This is a genomic window from Sporosarcina sp. JAI121, assembly GCF_013408665.1.
In the GTDB taxonomy this organism is placed as follows: Bacteria; Bacillota; Bacilli; order Bacillales_A; family Planococcaceae; genus Sporosarcina.
In genome coordinates this window covers 635,150-651,052 of the sequence record NZ_JACCCL010000001.1, presented here as the reverse complement: position 1 = coordinate 651,052, position 15,903 = coordinate 635,150, and the positions used below count along the sequence as shown (strand labels likewise).

General features: G+C 46.8%; 12 protein-coding genes and 1 other annotated feature. Of the genes, 1 reads left to right on the top strand and 11 read right to left on the bottom strand.

Annotated elements, in window-relative coordinates:
- The coding region (locus tag HDC33_RS03020) for an exosporium glycoprotein BclB-related protein (RefSeq protein WP_304625680.1) at positions 1 to 1,516 on the top strand (1,516 nt) is incomplete at its 5' end.
- Between the two features lie 252 nt (positions 1,517 to 1,768).
- Here HDC33_RS03020 and ilvA read toward each other — a convergent pair.
- The 11 genes from ilvA to HDC33_RS02965 form a co-directional block, all read right to left on the bottom strand.
- Complete coding sequence (gene ilvA / locus HDC33_RS03015) at positions 1,769 to 2,746, bottom strand: threonine ammonia-lyase (protein ID WP_179391041.1); 978 nt, start codon at positions 2,744 to 2,746, stop codon at positions 1,769 to 1,771.
- A 36-nt stretch (positions 2,747 to 2,782) separates the two neighbouring features.
- Positions 2,783 to 3,373, bottom strand: a complete 591-nt coding sequence (gene leuD, locus HDC33_RS03010; protein WP_179391040.1) for a 3-isopropylmalate dehydratase small subunit — start codon at positions 3,371 to 3,373, stop codon at positions 2,783 to 2,785.
- Between the two features lie 19 nt (positions 3,374 to 3,392).
- A complete protein-coding gene (leuC, locus tag HDC33_RS03005; RefSeq protein WP_179391039.1) occupies positions 3,393 to 4,802 on the bottom strand; it encodes a 3-isopropylmalate dehydratase large subunit in 1,410 nt (469 codons plus the stop codon).
- 92 nt (positions 4,803 to 4,894) lie between these two features.
- Entirely contained in the window at positions 4,895 to 5,995 is a 1,101-nt protein-coding gene (gene leuB / locus HDC33_RS03000) for a 3-isopropylmalate dehydrogenase (RefSeq protein WP_179391038.1), read from the bottom strand.
- A gap of 46 nt (positions 5,996 to 6,041) precedes the next feature.
- Positions 6,042 to 7,583 (bottom strand): 2-isopropylmalate synthase, encoded by a 1,542-nt coding sequence (locus HDC33_RS02995; protein WP_179391037.1) that lies wholly within the window; start codon positions 7,581 to 7,583, stop codon positions 6,042 to 6,044.
- Positions 7,570 to 8,604: a ketol-acid reductoisomerase gene (gene ilvC / locus HDC33_RS02990; protein WP_179391036.1), complete on the bottom strand. Its 1,035-nt coding sequence runs from the start codon at positions 8,602 to 8,604 to the stop codon at positions 7,570 to 7,572. Before ilvC ends, HDC33_RS02995 begins: the two co-directional genes overlap by 14 nt.
- A gap of 34 nt (positions 8,605 to 8,638) precedes the next feature.
- Positions 8,639 to 9,154, bottom strand: a complete 516-nt coding sequence (gene ilvN / locus HDC33_RS02985; protein WP_179391035.1) for an acetolactate synthase small subunit — start codon at positions 9,152 to 9,154, stop codon at positions 8,639 to 8,641.
- Positions 9,151 to 10,878: an acetolactate synthase large subunit gene (ilvB, locus tag HDC33_RS02980; RefSeq protein WP_370457446.1), complete on the bottom strand. Its 1,728-nt coding sequence runs from the start codon at positions 10,876 to 10,878 to the stop codon at positions 9,151 to 9,153. The genes ilvN and ilvB overlap by 4 nt, the downstream gene beginning before the upstream one ends.
- A gap of 133 nt (positions 10,879 to 11,011) precedes the next feature.
- Positions 11,012 to 11,254, bottom strand: a binding site (T-box leader).
- Between the two features lie 4 nt (positions 11,255 to 11,258).
- Positions 11,259 to 12,926 (bottom strand): dihydroxy-acid dehydratase, encoded by a 1,668-nt coding sequence (ilvD, locus tag HDC33_RS02975; RefSeq protein WP_179392602.1) that lies wholly within the window; start codon positions 12,924 to 12,926, stop codon positions 11,259 to 11,261.
- A gap of 553 nt (positions 12,927 to 13,479) precedes the next feature.
- Complete coding sequence (locus HDC33_RS02970; protein ID WP_179391033.1) at positions 13,480 to 14,097, bottom strand: class D sortase; 618 nt, start codon at positions 14,095 to 14,097, stop codon at positions 13,480 to 13,482.
- 36 nt (positions 14,098 to 14,133) lie between these two features.
- Positions 14,134 to 15,885 carry a hypothetical protein gene (locus HDC33_RS02965; protein WP_179391032.1) on the bottom strand — a complete coding sequence of 584 codons (1,752 nt, stop codon included), beginning with the start codon at positions 15,883 to 15,885 and terminating at the stop codon, positions 14,134 to 14,136.
- Positions 15,886 to 15,903: the final 18 nt, after the last annotated feature.

Below are 15,903 nucleotides of genomic sequence, written 5' to 3'. Positions count from 1 at the left end.
GAACGGAGTTACTGGACCGACCGGCGCTACTGGTGCAACCGGGGCTACTGGAGCTACTGGACTAATCGGACCGACTGGACCTACCGGGGCTACTGGAGTTGCTGGTGCGACTGGCGCAACTGGAGCGAACGGAGTTACTGGACCGACCGGCGATACTGGTGCAACCGGGGCTACTGGAGTTACTGGACTAATCGGACCGACTGGACCTACCGGGGCTACTGGGGTTGCTGGTGCGACTGGCGCAACTGGAGCGAACGGAGTTACTGGACCGACCGGCGCGACTGGCGCAACTGGGGCCGACGGAGCTACTGGACCGACTGGCGCAACCGGCGCTACGGGGGCTACTGGACTAATTGGACCGACTGGACCTACCGGGGCTACGGGGGCTACTGGCGCAACTGGAGCTGACGGAGCTACTGGGCCGACTGGCGCAACCGGGGCTACGGGACTAATTGGACCGACTGGACCTACCGGTGCTACTGGGGTTGCTGGTGCTACTGGCGCAACTGGAGCGAACGGAGTTACTGGACCGACCGGCGCGACTGGACCGACCGGCGCGACTGGCTCAACTGGGGCCGACGGAGCTACGGGACCGACTGGACCGACTGGCGCAACCGGCGCTACGGGGGCTACTGGACTAATTGGACCGACTGGACCTACCGGTGCTACGGGGGCTACTGGCGCAACTGGAGCTGACGGAGCTACTGGGCCGACTGGCGCAACCGGGGCTACGGGACTAATTGGACCGACTGGACCTACCGGTGCTACGGGCGCAACTGGAGCTGACGGAGCTACTGGACCGACTGGCGCAACCGGCACTACGGGGGCTACGGGACTAATTGGACCGACTGGACCTACCGGTGCTACTGGAGCTACCGGCGCAACTGGGGCTACTGGCGCAACCGGGGCCACTGGCGCAACTGGAGCTACTGGGGCAACCGGGGCTACTGGGGCTACTGGCGCAACCGGCGCTACTGGTGCAACCGGCGCTACTGGTGCAACTGGGGCTGGAGCTTTTATTCCTTTTGCATCTGGTACTCCTGCTGTCTTGACTACCATTGCAGGTGGATTAGTTGGCACCACAAGTTTAGTTGGATTCGGAGGGTCTGCAACGGGTGTCTCCGTTCTAGGCGGGAATATCAATACAACACTTCTGCCATTTGAATATGCCTTTACAGTACCTCAAGCCGGTACTATTACAGCAATGTCAGCCACATTTAAGACTACAGTGGCATTGACACTTCTTTTATCCACTGTAACAATCACTGCACAAGTTTATCGGGCAGCAGCGGGCAGCAATGTCTTTACCCCTACAACTGCCGTTTTAACTCTGACTCCATCATTAACTGGGCTAATCTCTATTGGTAACCTAAGTTTTGCTTCATCTAGTACAATTTCAGTTCCAGTAGCACAAGGTGACCGTTTACTAATGGTGTTCTCTGCAAGCGCAACAGGCATTTCTCTTGTAAACACTGTCACAGGTGGCGCTAGTGCGGGACTAACGATCAGTATATAAAAATCCACACAAAAAACACAGTTCATATGAAGCAGTATAGGAACTGTCAAAAAGCAAAAAATTAACCCCTTTCATAACAATGAAAGGGGTTTTTTCAATTCAACTATTATATCAACACGAGTAATTGGATATAAGTTGGCATAAAGATTTCCTTCATAGATGCTTTTGGGGCGACTTCCGCCATAATTCACCTTAAATACGTCAACTTTATATTCCAATAATCTTCATTGTTCAATAAACATAGTAATTCTATTAGAAATTAAGAACGGAATCATTACATTCTGCAATGCAATTCCCAAGCTTGCTGACATCGAAATTACCACCCGATACAATTACGCCGACGCGGTTAGATGATACAGGTAATTTCTTGTTTAAAACAGCGGCAATCGCAGCAGCTGCGGCCCCTTCGACGAGCAATTTCTCACGTTCCAACATGAAAAGAATTGCTGAAGATATTTCCTTTTCGGTCACTGTAATCATATCATCCACGTAATTATGAATGATATCCATCGTAACTTTTCCCGGTTCCCTGACACATATTCCTTCTGCTATCGTCGGTAAAAAGTGGGACGGATTATTTTTTCTGCCATGATAGGCTGAGACGATCGCAGGTGCATTTACGGCCTGAACACCGATTACTTTAACTGTTGGACGAATTGTTTTGACCGCCAGCGCAGTCCCCGCCAGCAGGCCTCCACCGCCTGCCGGCACAATGATTATGTCCAGGTCAGGTTGCTGTTGCAACATTTCCATCGCAACAGTCGCCTGCCCTTCGATAACTGTAAGATCATCGAACGGATGGATGAATGTTGCACCCGTTGCAAGTTGTTCGGTGCGGGCGGCTTTATATGCCTCATCAAAACTTTTCCCGACAAGTTTAACAGTCGCTCCGTATTTTCGGGTTGCGTCCACTTTTGTTGCGGGAGTCGTTTCGGGCATGAAAATTGTAACCCTCGCCCCTGCTTTCCGTCCTGCTAACGCAACGCCCTGTGCATGGTTGCCCGCGGAAGCAGCTATCAACCCTTTTGCACATTCTTCTGCTGACAGTTGCGAGATTTTATTGAATGCACCTCGCACTTTAAACGATCCTGTCTTCTGCAAGTTTTCAAGTTTCAAATACACTTCTGACTGTGTCCATTCATTCAACGTCTCCGATTGTTTACAAGGCGTTCGATGAACATTTTCCGTTAAACGTTCAAATGCTTCGAATAGACGCGCTGTTTCATACAAATTCCCAATTACACCATCTCCCCTTTTCGTCGCATTTTATGCGAGCTTTTGTCGCCTTTCGTAATTGGCGATTTGTTCTTCATATTGGAAAGTCAAGGAGATTTCATCCCACCCATTTAACAACATCTCTTTATAGTACGGGTCGATGTCGAACGAATAAGTCTTGCCATCCTGTCCCGTAACTGTTTGTTCAACTAGGTTGACTTCTACTGAATATGACTGTTTTTGTCCGGTTGCCAATAGTTCCTCAACTTCAGCCGGTTTCAACTTAATAGGAAGCAACCCATTTTTCATGCAGTTATTATAGAAGATATCTGCAAAGCTTGGCGCGATGACGACATTAAATCCATAGTCCAAAATCGACCATGGTGCGTGTTCCCTGGAGGACCCGCAACCGAAGTTTTCTTGAGCGACGAGGATTTTTGATCCTTTGAACCGCTCATCATTCAAGATGAAATCTGCCACTTCAGTTCCGTCCGCGTTATGCCGCCAATGATAAAACAAATACTTTCCGAATCCTGTACGCTCAATTCGCTTCAAGAACTCTTTTGAAATAATCTGGTCGGTATCGACATTTTTACGATCTAGCGGTGTTATGACGCTAACGACTTCATTAATCGGTTCCATCTAATCATCCTCTCCTCCATTATGAATGGACAGCTTGCAATTCGCGGACGTCTACGAAACGACCTGCAATTGCAGAAGCGGCTGCCATTGCCGGGCTCACAAGATGTGTCCGTGCCCCTGCCCCTTGACGTCCCTCGAAATTCCGGTTCGATGTTGAAGCGCATCGTTCACCCGCCGGGACGACATCGTCATTCATCGCGAGGCACATACTGCAGCCCGATTCCCGCCATTCAAAACCGGATTCAAGGAATACAGCATCTAACCCTTCCTCTTCAGCCTGCTTTTTAACAGTTCGTGAACCAGGTACAACAATTGCCGTGACAGAAGGATGGACTTTCTTTCCTGCAATCACTTTTGCGGCTGCACGCAGATCGCTCAATCTTGCATTAGTACATGAACCAATGAAAACGTGCTGGATTTCGATGGATGTAAGTGGGACACCTTCTTCAATACCCATATATGCTAGTGCCTTTTTCAATGCAGCTTTGTCTGATTCCGAATCAAAGTCTTTCGCATAAGGTACGTTTGCAGAAATTCCAGATCCCATTGAAGGGTTTGTTCCCCATGTCACAAACGGTTCGATTTCATCCGCATTCATGTCAAGGATCGTATCATATGTTGCGCCATCATCTGAAGCGAGGGATAGCCATTGTACAGCCGCCTCTTCGAATGCATTACCCTCCGGAACGTATCTCCGACCTTTCAAGTAAGCGACAGTCGTTTCATCAGGACTGATCAAACCGGCTTTCGCCCCTGCCTCGATAGACATATTGCATACGGTCATCCGTTCTTCCATTGTCAAGTTCCGGATTGCTTCACCCGTAAATTCAATGATATGACCGGTACCCATATCGATTCCGAATTTTGCGATGATCGCCAAAATGACGTCTTTCGCAGTTACTCCGAATCCAAGTTTTCCGTTAATGCGGATTTCCATTGTTTTCGGTTTTGATTGCCACAACGTTTGTGTGGATAGGACGTGTTCGACTTCACTCGTACCGATGCCGAATGCAATTGCCCCGAACGCGCCGTGTGTGGATGTATGGCTATCGCCGCAAACAATTGTCTTACCGGGTTGTGTCAGTCCAAGTTCCGGTCCGATGATATGTACAATTCCTTGGTCCGGGTGATCCATATTCGCAAGCGGAATACCGAATTCATCGCAATTCGTCTGCAATGTATTAATTTGTTTACGCGCGATAGGATCTTTAATCGCATCGCGGTTTCGTGTCGGCACGTTATGATCCATCGTTGCAAAGCAGAGATCGGGTCTTCGCACAGTGCGATTCGCAAGTCTAAGCCCCTCAAATGCCTGCGGAGAAGTCACTTCGTGCAATAAATGAAGATCGATATAGAGCAGATCTGGCTTCCCCTGTTCTTCATAGACGATATGCTGATCCCAGATTTTTTCGATGATGTTCTTTGCCATATGCTAGCCCTTCCTCTCTCATCAATTACGCCTCCGCGTAATTGTGCCGGAGGCTTTACCGTCATTCAGCGGAAGACTTCTGTTGAATGAAGTTAAACGTATGAAAACATAATGCTATTCGATACGAATTGTGTATCCAGTTCGTCGATAACTTTTTCTGTCCATTCTTTTGTCGACAAAACGCGTTGCCCGGAAGCCGCTAGATCCGCCGTGAAGAAGCCGTCTTCGAAAACAGTGTTAACCGCTTCTTCAATTGCCGATGCCTCCGTTTCCATTTTGAACGAATACTTCAACATCATAGCGGCCGATAAGATAGCCGCTGCGGGATTGGCCATGCCAAGTCCGGCAATTTCAGGCGCGGAACCGTGGACCGGTTCGTATAGACCGAAACCGTCCGAGCGGATACTCGCTGATGGAAGAACACCGAGTGAACCCGTAATGACGGATGCTTCATCACTTAAAATGTCCCCGAACATATTTTCCGTTACGACGACGTCAAACGCTGCCGGGTTCGTAATAAGCTTCATAGCAGTGGAATCGACTAGCATATGCTCCACTTCAACATCGGGATAAGCTTTCTTTTTCTCTTCCACAACTTCACGCCATAGCTTACTCGACTCCAACACATTCGCCTTATCGACCGACGCCACTTTCCCTCTGCGCAACCTTGCAATTTCAAAGGATTTGACGACGATACGCTCAATCTCTTCTCGTGTATAAACAAGTGAATCCACTGCAGCATCAGCCGTACGACGACTCGGTTCTCCGAAGTACAAACCGCCTGTCAATTCCCGTACGATCATCATATCCACGTCTTTTGCCACTTCTTCTTTTAGAGGAGAAGCATGGAGCAAAGATGGCACAGCTTTCACAGGCCGCAGATTTGCGAATAGATCAAAATGTTTCCGAATCGCTAGCAGGCCTTTTTCCGGACGCAGTGCAGATGGATTCTGATCCCATTTCGGACCGCCTACCGCGCCGAGAAGTACTGCATCACTCGCTTCACAAAGTTTGACCGTTTCGTCCGGAAGTGGATTTTGATGTTTGTCAATCGCATCGCCGCCGATCGTTCCATATTCTACGTGGAATGTATGATTGAAGCGTCTTGCAATCACTTCAAGAACCTTCACTGCCGCTTCCGTCACTTCTGGACCAATTCCGTCACCTGGTAATACTGCCACTTTCTTCTCCATAGAACTTCTCCTCCTTATTGTTTTAAAAATTTACTATTCCGTCAATTCACCTTGCGACTTCTTTAGTTTTGGTTTGTTCTTTGATCAACTGCCTGTTAATCGCATTTAAATAGGCTTTAGCTGAGGCTCCCAAGACATCCTGCGCGACATCGCGTCCAATGGAAACTTCACCATTGATGCTTAAATTGACGATAGCTTCGCCAAGTGCGTCGCGTCCTTTGCCGATTGATGTGACGCGGTAATCGAGAATATGAACTTCACCTTCGACAAGCAATTCCAGCGTATTGAAAATGGCTTCAACCGATCCTGAACCCGTTGCTGATTTAGACACCGTTTCTCCATTCGGATTAATAGCTGTAACTGTCGCAGTTGGAACATTCGCAGTCTCATATTGAACTTGAACATCTGTAAACTTATAAACGGGTACATCATTATTTTGGATTTGCTGATCTGTGAATAATACAAAAAGATCATCTTTTGTAATTTCTTTTTTACGGTCCGCAAGCTTCTTGAATTCAACAAATGCTTCGTTCAACTTGTCGTCACTGAGATCGAAGCCCATTGAAACGGCACGGTCTTTGAATGCATGCCTCCCAGAGTGTTTACCGAGCGCAAGCGGTTCAGTTTTGTCACCGATCAGTTCAGGCGTAATGATTTCATACGTCTCGCGATTTTTAAGGTAGCCGTCTTGATGAATTCCAGATTCATGTGCGAATGCATTTTTGCCGACAATCGCTTTATTCGGCTGGATGACAACGCCTGTCAATTGGCTGACGAGCTGGCTCGTGCGTTTGATTTCATGTAAGTTAATGCCCGTTTCTAGGCCGTAAAAGTCTTTGCGGATATGTAGTGCTACCGCGATTTCTTCAAGCGCCGCATTTCCTGCACGCTCTCCGATTCCATTGATTGTACCTTCAACTTGATCGGCACCATTTTCAATCGCTGCGATTGAGTTGGCGACAGCAAATCCTAAGTCATCATGACAATGTGCAGAAAGCTTCACATTATCGATACCTGTTACGTTTTCTTTCAAAAACTTGAACAAAGCCCCGTATTCTGCAGGTGTTGCATAACCAACCGTATCCGGAATATTAATGACATTTGCACCCGCTGCAATCACTTGATTGATGATGCGAACCAGAAATTCCCGGTCGGAACGGAATGCGTCTTCCGCAGACCATTGGACAAGAGGGAAAAACTTGCGTGCATATTTCACTGCCTCTACTGCAATATCGACGACCTGGTCCGGTGTTTTCTGGAGTTTATATTCCATATGGATAGGTGAAGTTGCTAAAAATACATGGAGATGGGGTTGTTCCGCACCGCGGAGTGCTTCCCAAGATGTTTCGATATCGCTTTTCATTGCGCGGGCAAGACCGGTCACCGTTGAATTTTTCACTACGTTTGCAATGCGCTGCACCGCTTCGAAATCACCCGGGGATGAAGCAGGAAACCCTGCTTCGATGATTGTAGCCCCGAATTTTTCAAGTTGACGTGCAATTTCTAACTTTTCTGCGGTGTTTAGATTAATACCGGCAGACTGTTCACCGTCCCGAAGAGTTGTGTCGAATATGTCAATTTGTCGCACTACCCACCACTTCCTCCTCTTTTGATTTTGCACCTTCATTGACGAATGGCATCATTGCACGAAGTTTTTTACCGACTACTTCAAGTTCGTGCTCAGCTTCCGATTTCTCGTATGCATTAAAGTTCGGACGACCGTTTTCGTTTTCTGCAATCCACTCTCTAGCAAATTTACCTGATTGAATGTCAGTCAAGACATCTTTCATGCGTGCTTTTGTATCTGCATCAACAATACGCGGTCCTGAAACGAAGTCACCCCACTCGGCTGTATCCGAGATTGAGTAGCGCATGCCTGCCATTCCGCCTTCATACATCAAGTCGACGATGAGTTTTGTTTCGTGCAATGTTTCGAAATAAGCAAGTTCGGGCTGGTATCCTGCTTCTACAAGTGTTTCAAAACCAGCTTTGACAAGTGAAGTCAATCCACCGCATAGTACCGCTTGTTCTCCGAATAGGTCCGTTTCAGTTTCTTCTTTGAACGTCGTTTCGAGTACACCGCCGCGAGCAGATCCGATTGCTTTTGCATAAGCAAGTGCGACGTCTTTCGCTTGACCTGAAACGTCTTGATAGACTGCGAATAATGCTGGAACTCCTGCGCCTGCTTCGAATGTTCTGCGAACGAGATGTCCAGGTCCTTTTGGAGCAACCAAGAATACGTCAACATCAGCAGGTGGAACGATTTGATCGAAGTGAACGTTGAATCCGTGTGCGAAAACAAGTGATTTTCCTGCTTTAAGAGCCGGTTGGATGTCTTCGTCATACACTTGTTTCTGTCTTTCATCCGGTAATAGAATCATGATAACGTCCGCTTGTTCCGCAGCTTCACGGACAGAAGTTACGCTCAGTCCATCTTGTTTCGCCTGATCAAATGATTTTCCTGCGCGAACGCCGACAACAACGTCGAATCCTGAGTCTTTCAAGTTTTGGGCGTGTGCATGACCTTGTGATCCGTATCCGATGATGGCAACTTTCTTGTCCTGTAGAAGTCCTTCGTTGATATCTTGGTTATAATACATTTTAGCCATAATTGTTTTCCTCCTAATAGTGGGTTTTTTTATATTATTTTAAAATGGATAACTGTGGTGATTGGACTTTCTGGGTTTCACGGACAAATGCCGTAGCGCCTGTTCTCGTCAATTCTTTGATGCCATACGGTCGGAGCAGATCGATGAACGCTTCGATTTTTTCCGGATTCCCCGTCACTTGGTACGTAACGACGTTCTTCCCAGTGTCGATGACTGTTGCCCGGAATGGTTCGATGATGCTGTTCATTTCACTTCTGACGTGCGGCGGGGAAATGACTTTTACGAGCGCGAGCTCCCGCATGACGATCGCTTTGTCTGTAATGTCATTGACTTTAAGGACGTCAATCTGTTTTTGGAGCTGTTTGACAAGCTGTTCGATTTTCTGCTCATCTTCAACATGAACGATGAACGTCATTTTCGATCTGCCCGGCTGTTCGGAATGACCTACCGTGATGCTTTCAATATTGAACTGCCTTTTCATGAGCAAACCGGTCACTCGGTTCAATACGCCACTTTGATTGATGACTGTTACTGTAATTACTCGTTTCATACTTTGCTCACCCCGATCATTTCATGTAGTCCTTTGCCTGGTGCAACCATTGGATATACGTTTTCCAGTTGTTTTACGCGGCAGTCGATGAGAACGGGTTCATCAGACAATAATGCTTCCTGGAAAACACTTTCTGCTTCTTCCAATGTTTCGATGCGGTAACCTTTGATGTCGTATGCTTCTGCCAGTTTCACGAAGTCCGGCTGAACCGGAATCAATGATTGTGAGTAGCGCTTTTCATAAAATGTCTCTTGCCACTGGCGTACCATTCCAAGACAGCCATTGTTCAGAATGATGACTTTGACCGGAATGCGCAATTCCTGTAACAAAGACAATTCCTGAGCAGTCATTTGAAAACCGGCATCCCCTACAATTGCGATGACACGGGCGTCAGGTTTGGCAATTTGTGCGCCGATTGCCGCCGGGAAGCCGAAGCCCATCGTGCCGAGTCCGCCTGACGTCACCCAATGATCCGGATTGTTCAGTGAATAGTACTGAGCAGTCCACATCTGGTGCTGTCCGACGTCCGTCGTGACGATTGCATCCCCTTTTGTAATACGATGGATGATTTCAAGGGCCTGTTGCGGAAGGACAGTTCCTTCTTCGTCTTTTTCATACCATAACGGGAACCGCTTAGCCGATTCTTTTAAGTATGCCTGCCATGTTGCTGTTTCCGGTGAATCGAATTGTTGATTCAACAGTGCTTGGAGTGCTTCTTTAGCGTCTGCTACGATTGGGATTTCTGTCGGTACGTTCTTGCCGATTTCAGCTGGATCGATATCAATGTGGATAACTTTCGCATTCGGTGCGAATGTTGCCAGATTGCCTGTCAGTCTGTCATCGAAACGTGCACCGATATTGATGAGTACATCACATTCGCTTATTGCCATGTTGGAAGTAACCGTTCCGTGCATGCCTGCCATGCCAAGGAATAGTTCGTGGTTACCGTGAATACTTCCTAATCCAAGAAGCGTGTTCGTTACAGGTAGCTGATGTTTTTCAACAAGTTCTTTCAATTCATCCATCGCCTGGGCATGAAGAATTCCTGCACCCGCCAGGATCAGCGGTTTTTTCGCTTTGGAGATAGCTTCCGCCGCTTTTTGGATTTGTAAATAGTTCGGAGTCGTTGTCGGCTGATAACCCGGTAAATCCACTTCTGCGTCCATGTCGCCCGTTGGAATGAAAAGGCCCGTTGCAATGTTTTTAGGAACATCGACGAGTACTGGCCCCGGGCGTCCTGTTGAAGCGATATGAAATGCCTCTTTGATTATTCTCGGGAAATCGGCTACATCGTTCACCTGGTAGTTATGCTTGGTGATCGGCTGTGTGATTCCGATAACATCCGCTTCCTGGAATGCATCCGTACCGATTACCGAACTTGCCACCTGACCTGTGAAGATGACGAGTGGCAGCGAATCCATCATGGCATCCGTGATTCCTGTCACTAAATTTGTCGCTCCCGGCCCTGATGTTGCAATGACGACGCCCGGTTTTCCTGAAACGCGTGCATAACCTTCAGCTGCATGAATCGCGCCTTGTTCGTGACGTGCAAGCACATGGGAAATGGGGTTTTTATACAATGCGTCATAAATCGGTAGGACAGCTCCTCCAGGATAGCCGAAGACAACTTCAACACCTTGATTTTTCAAAGCTTGAATGAGTACAGCAGACCCATCTTTCGGTTGTTCGGTCTGTAGCGGCTCATGCACGGGCTCTGGCGCCATTTCCTTTACTGCTTGCTTCGTTTGAACTTCAGCATTCATCTATAAACTCCTCCTTACTTTTACTTTAGAATAATCAATCTTTTATTTCGAAATAAAAAAGTCTTTTCATCCCACGCAAAGAAACTCTTCTTTACATAGGGATGAAAAAACTTTTCATGGTACCACCCTTGTTCGCAGCAATCTAGCTGCCTCATGAATAGACTAGGTCTATTCTTTTTATAACGAGCGCTGATTTCTCTGCGCCCGGGATTGCCTACTTTATTTTCAGCAATCCACTCCGGGGTGATGTCGCAACTAGTTGTATTGCCGGCTTCCAGCGGTACCGGCTCTCTGTGAATACAGGTTCTAATTACTTTTGCCCCATCATTGATTTTAATCTATTAAATTTTCATGACACCGCCTGTACTTGCAGAAGTGACAAGCGCTGAATATCTGGCTAGATAGCCTTTTTTAATTTTAGGTTCGAATGGTTTTAAGTGTGCTCTTCTTTTTTCAAGTTCTTCATCTGAAACTTCAAGTTCAATCGTACGGTTTGTTAAGTCGATTGCGATGATATCACCATTTTCGACCAATGCGATCGGTCCGCCTTCAGCCGCTTCCGGTGAAATGTGGCCAATCGAGATACCGCGTGACGCCCCTGAAAACCGTCCGTCTGTAATGAGTGCGACTTTCGTTGCCAGACCGCGTCCTGCTATTGCTGCAGTCGGTGCAAGCATTTCAGGCATTCCCGGGCCGCCTTTCGGACCCTCGTAACGGATGACGACAACGTCGCCTGCTTTTACCGTTCCGTTATCGATGCCTTCTTGTGTATCCTCCTGGGATTCAAACACAATGGCTTTTCCTCGGAACGCTTTAATGGATGGATCGACCGCCCCTACTTTGATGACGCCGCCGTCCGGTGCGATATTGCCGAATAGTACGGACAACCCGCCTACAGGACTGTATGCATTATCATGGCGCCGAATAACTTCTTCATTGAGAATATGTGAATCTTTCACATTTTCATAGAGCGATTTTCCGGTAATCGTCATCCGGTCTGGATGGACGGCCCCTTCAATTTCACAAAGCTCTTTGATTATCGCACTGACCCCGCCTGCAAGATGGACATCGTGCATCGTATAGTCAGAAGATGGACTAATTTTAGATAAATATGGAATTCGTTTCGCAACTTCGTTGATATCCCGGACATCGTATTCGATTTCTGCTTCATGAGCTATCGCAAGAGTATGGAGGACTGTGTTTGTAGAACCGCCCATTGCCATATCAAGTGCGAATGCATCATCGATTGTTTCTTTCGTTATGATGTCACGTGGCTTCACATCTTCTTTCACCATTCGGACGAGATGCTCCGCTGCTTCTTTAATGAGTCGATGGCGTTCATCCGAAGTGGCTAAGATTGTTCCGTTACCCGGAACTGTAACTCCCAGCATTTCCATTAACGAGTTCATCGAGTTCGCCGTGAACATTCCTGAACAGGATCCGCACGTCGGGCATGCACTCTGTTCGATGTCGAGCAGCTCTTCGGCTGTCATTGTCCCCTGTTTGTAGGAACCGACACCTTCGAACACGGAAACGAGTGATAAGGGCTTGCCATCTGACGACACGCCGCCTTCCATCGGTCCGCCTGAGACGAAGACTGACGGGACGTTCGTTCGAACTGCTGCCATTAACATACCAGGCGTGATTTTGTCACAGTTCGGAATGTAGAATACGCCGTCGAACCAGTGGGCGTTGATTACTGTTTCTGCCGAGTCGGCGATGAGTTCACGGCTTGGCAATGAATACCTCATACCGATATGCCCCATTGCAATTCCATCGTCAACACCGATTGTATTGAATTCGAACGGGATACCACCCGCTTCGCGAATCGCCTCTTTGACGACTTCCGCGAATTTATTCAAATGCATATGGCCTGGAATAATATCAATATAGGAGTTACAGACACCGATGAAAGGTTTGTGCATATCTTTCATTCTAACGCCCGTAGCGTACAGTAGACTTCTATGCGGCGCACGGTCTACACCTTTTTTAATCATGTCACTTCTCATTGGTCTTTCCATGGTGTACTCACTCCTCATCAAATCACGTACATGTTTACGTCTGTCTATCTTGTTGGTAGGTTATGTAGTTTGTGAAATGAATCACTAACCGAATTGGATTGATGTCATCATATAATGGATATTCACTGGAGTCAACAGTGTTTTTAAAATTATTAACCAATTTAAAATAATGAGTTTTAATGTATCCGCTTACAAGCCTTTCAAAGTGCGATATATCGCATATGACAAAATTTGTTCAACATTTAATTATTTTTAATTTATTCTAACTTGTTCGCTTTTTTGCGTTTTCGGGGCGTTTCACGGGAGGGAGTTTCGTGAGGTGACAGTCACCCAGTCAATTCTGACACTATTCAGATAATTAACCTTTTTAGTTTCCACGGAATGTTGTTTACCTTTTGTAGAGCGTTGTCTTGTTTGCATCGAACTTAGCTACCTTCCGACGACATTAGAAAGTACCTGTCACCCAGTCAATTCTGACACAATTTAAAAATCCCCCACCGCCGGGAATCGGCAATGAGGGAGTATTACTTTCCGCGTTTCATTAAGGTGTTAGTGTATCTACTCTTTTTGCTTGAATGACTAATCTGTATTTGTTGGAGTTCGCGGGATAACATGTGATCAGCGAAAGTAGCGCAATATCTTTTTCCCTGTCAAGGACATCCACTTCGTGCGGCTTGACCACTTTCACCTCAAAAACTTCGAATTCCATGGTTCCTTCACGTGTTTCGTAAGTGAATCTAGTACCAGCTTCAACCTCATGGAGGCGATTGAAAAATGCACCGAACACATGGGCTTGGTGTCCGGCGATTGCATAGCTGCCGCCCATTTCACCCGGCCTGTCCATATTGGCTACAGCTCCCAATGCCCGACTAAGGTTAACCGAATCGGCGCCGTACAGTACAGGTAATTCCAATTCGATGAGCGGGATGGTCAATACACCTTCAATTCCATGGAATCCTTGTGTTTTATCATTGAAAGGTTCTTGTTCATCAGCTGAAATCGGCATATTGAAGCCGGCTTCAGCCTTTATCGATTCGAAAGCGTCCAAAAATTGGTTTTGCTGTTGTCTGCTATTCATATTTCCTGCAATTAACCAGACTAGCAGAAAGATGCTTGCCAAAATCATGAGGTTTCCAAGCCATTTTAGTACTCTTTTCATCTATACATCCGCTCCTTGCTCTATAATTCACTTGGATTAATGAGCAAATCGACGGATACCCAGACCGACTGTCAAAAGCAGTAATGCGACTATAGTAAGCACAACACTGTCGAAGATGCCTCCTGTTTTCGGCAACATTGAACCGATGTCATTACCTATTACAGGGGTTCCGTTCATCCCAATCGCATTCTTGGCACCATCATCGTTCATTGCGTTAGAACCGCTTGCAGCCCATACAACACCTTCATCTTTCACCTTTGATGTTGAATCTTCGCCTTGCGTCATTTCAACCGTATCATCGCCTGTGACGCTTGCATTACTGTCTGAATTTGGACCGGTAGCACTTTCATTTGGTGAAACTCCATCAAACTCATTATCTGACATTTGATTGTCTGCACCCTCGGTTGGCGACAGCTCATTTGCATCGGTACTTGGTTTCAAGTCGTCTGTGTTTTCGGTTGGCGTTGCATTTCCGTTTTCGCCTGGCGTTAAGTCGGTTGACTCATCCCCGGGTGTCGCGGTTTCAGCATCTTCATCGGGTAAAACGGGCTGTGTAACAGTTGCAACGGGTTGAAATTTTTCAGTTGTCAGAATGCTGACATCGACGTTTCCATTTGTTCCATTTCCAACGACCAATGCAACGCCGCTATATTTACTGTACGTTCCTTTTCCATATATATATCTATCTAACGCAAGGACGTCAATTGAAGTATCGTCCAGTAAACCTTCCTCCAAATCGGCTTGAATCAAACCCGATGAGAAAGATTGGCTTTCTCCATCATTTGTGTAGTGGCCGTCCAAAACGCCGGCATGCGCCTCGCCAAGTATAGGCAGATTTCCTGCATTCAACTCGATTAAGCCACCATCATATGAAGAGATTTCTTTATTGGATTGATACTCCGCAAGAAGAACATCCACCTCCACTTCGTTTGTGATTGGTGTTGATAGTTCGACTGATGCAAGTGAGCTTTCCCTTTCAGCGGAGTTGTCGCCTTGCATGCTGCTTTGCTCTAAGACAGAGACTTCCAATTCATCCACGAGGCCGCCCACAGAATCGTCCCCCACGTTGACAGATGCTAATGAAGTTGATTGTTGACTGCTTTCCTCACTCATTGATTTATCCACGGCAAGGACGTCAACTGAAGTGTCATCCAGTAAACCATCATCCAAATCGGCTTGAATCAAACCCGATGACAATGATGCACTTTCACTGTCATTTGCGTAGTGACCGTCCAATACGCCGGCATGCACCTCGCCGAGTACAGGCAGTTCATCCGCATTCAACTCGACTAAGCCACCGTCATATGATGAGCTTTCATCACTGGATTGGTGCTCCGACAAAAGAACATCCACCTCCACTTCATTTGTGATTGGTGTTGACAGTTCGACTGATGCGAGTGAGCTTTCACGTTCGGAGGAGTTGTCATCTTGCATGCTGCTTTGATCTAGGACTGAAACATTCAGATCATCGATTAGACCGTTTGGATTACTCAACTCGACTGTTGCAAGGGTGGAATTTCGCTGACTATCCTCTCCTTCTTCACTGGCATTCGCAGAAACAGGACTTTTTGTTGGAATCTGTGCTATCAAGTCTCCTAAAACCGGGACATTATCTGCTTGAATATCCACGATAGTTGATTTATCTACCTTTTTGTTCAGTAGGTTACTATCCAAGTTTACATAGTTCTCTTCTCCAGTTTCATCCGCATTCACAAATGAAGGGGAGAAGCTCAGTGCTAAGCACATTCCTAACTTGACCCCAACATATTTTGTCCAATTGTTTTTCATTAATATCCCTCTCCTTTT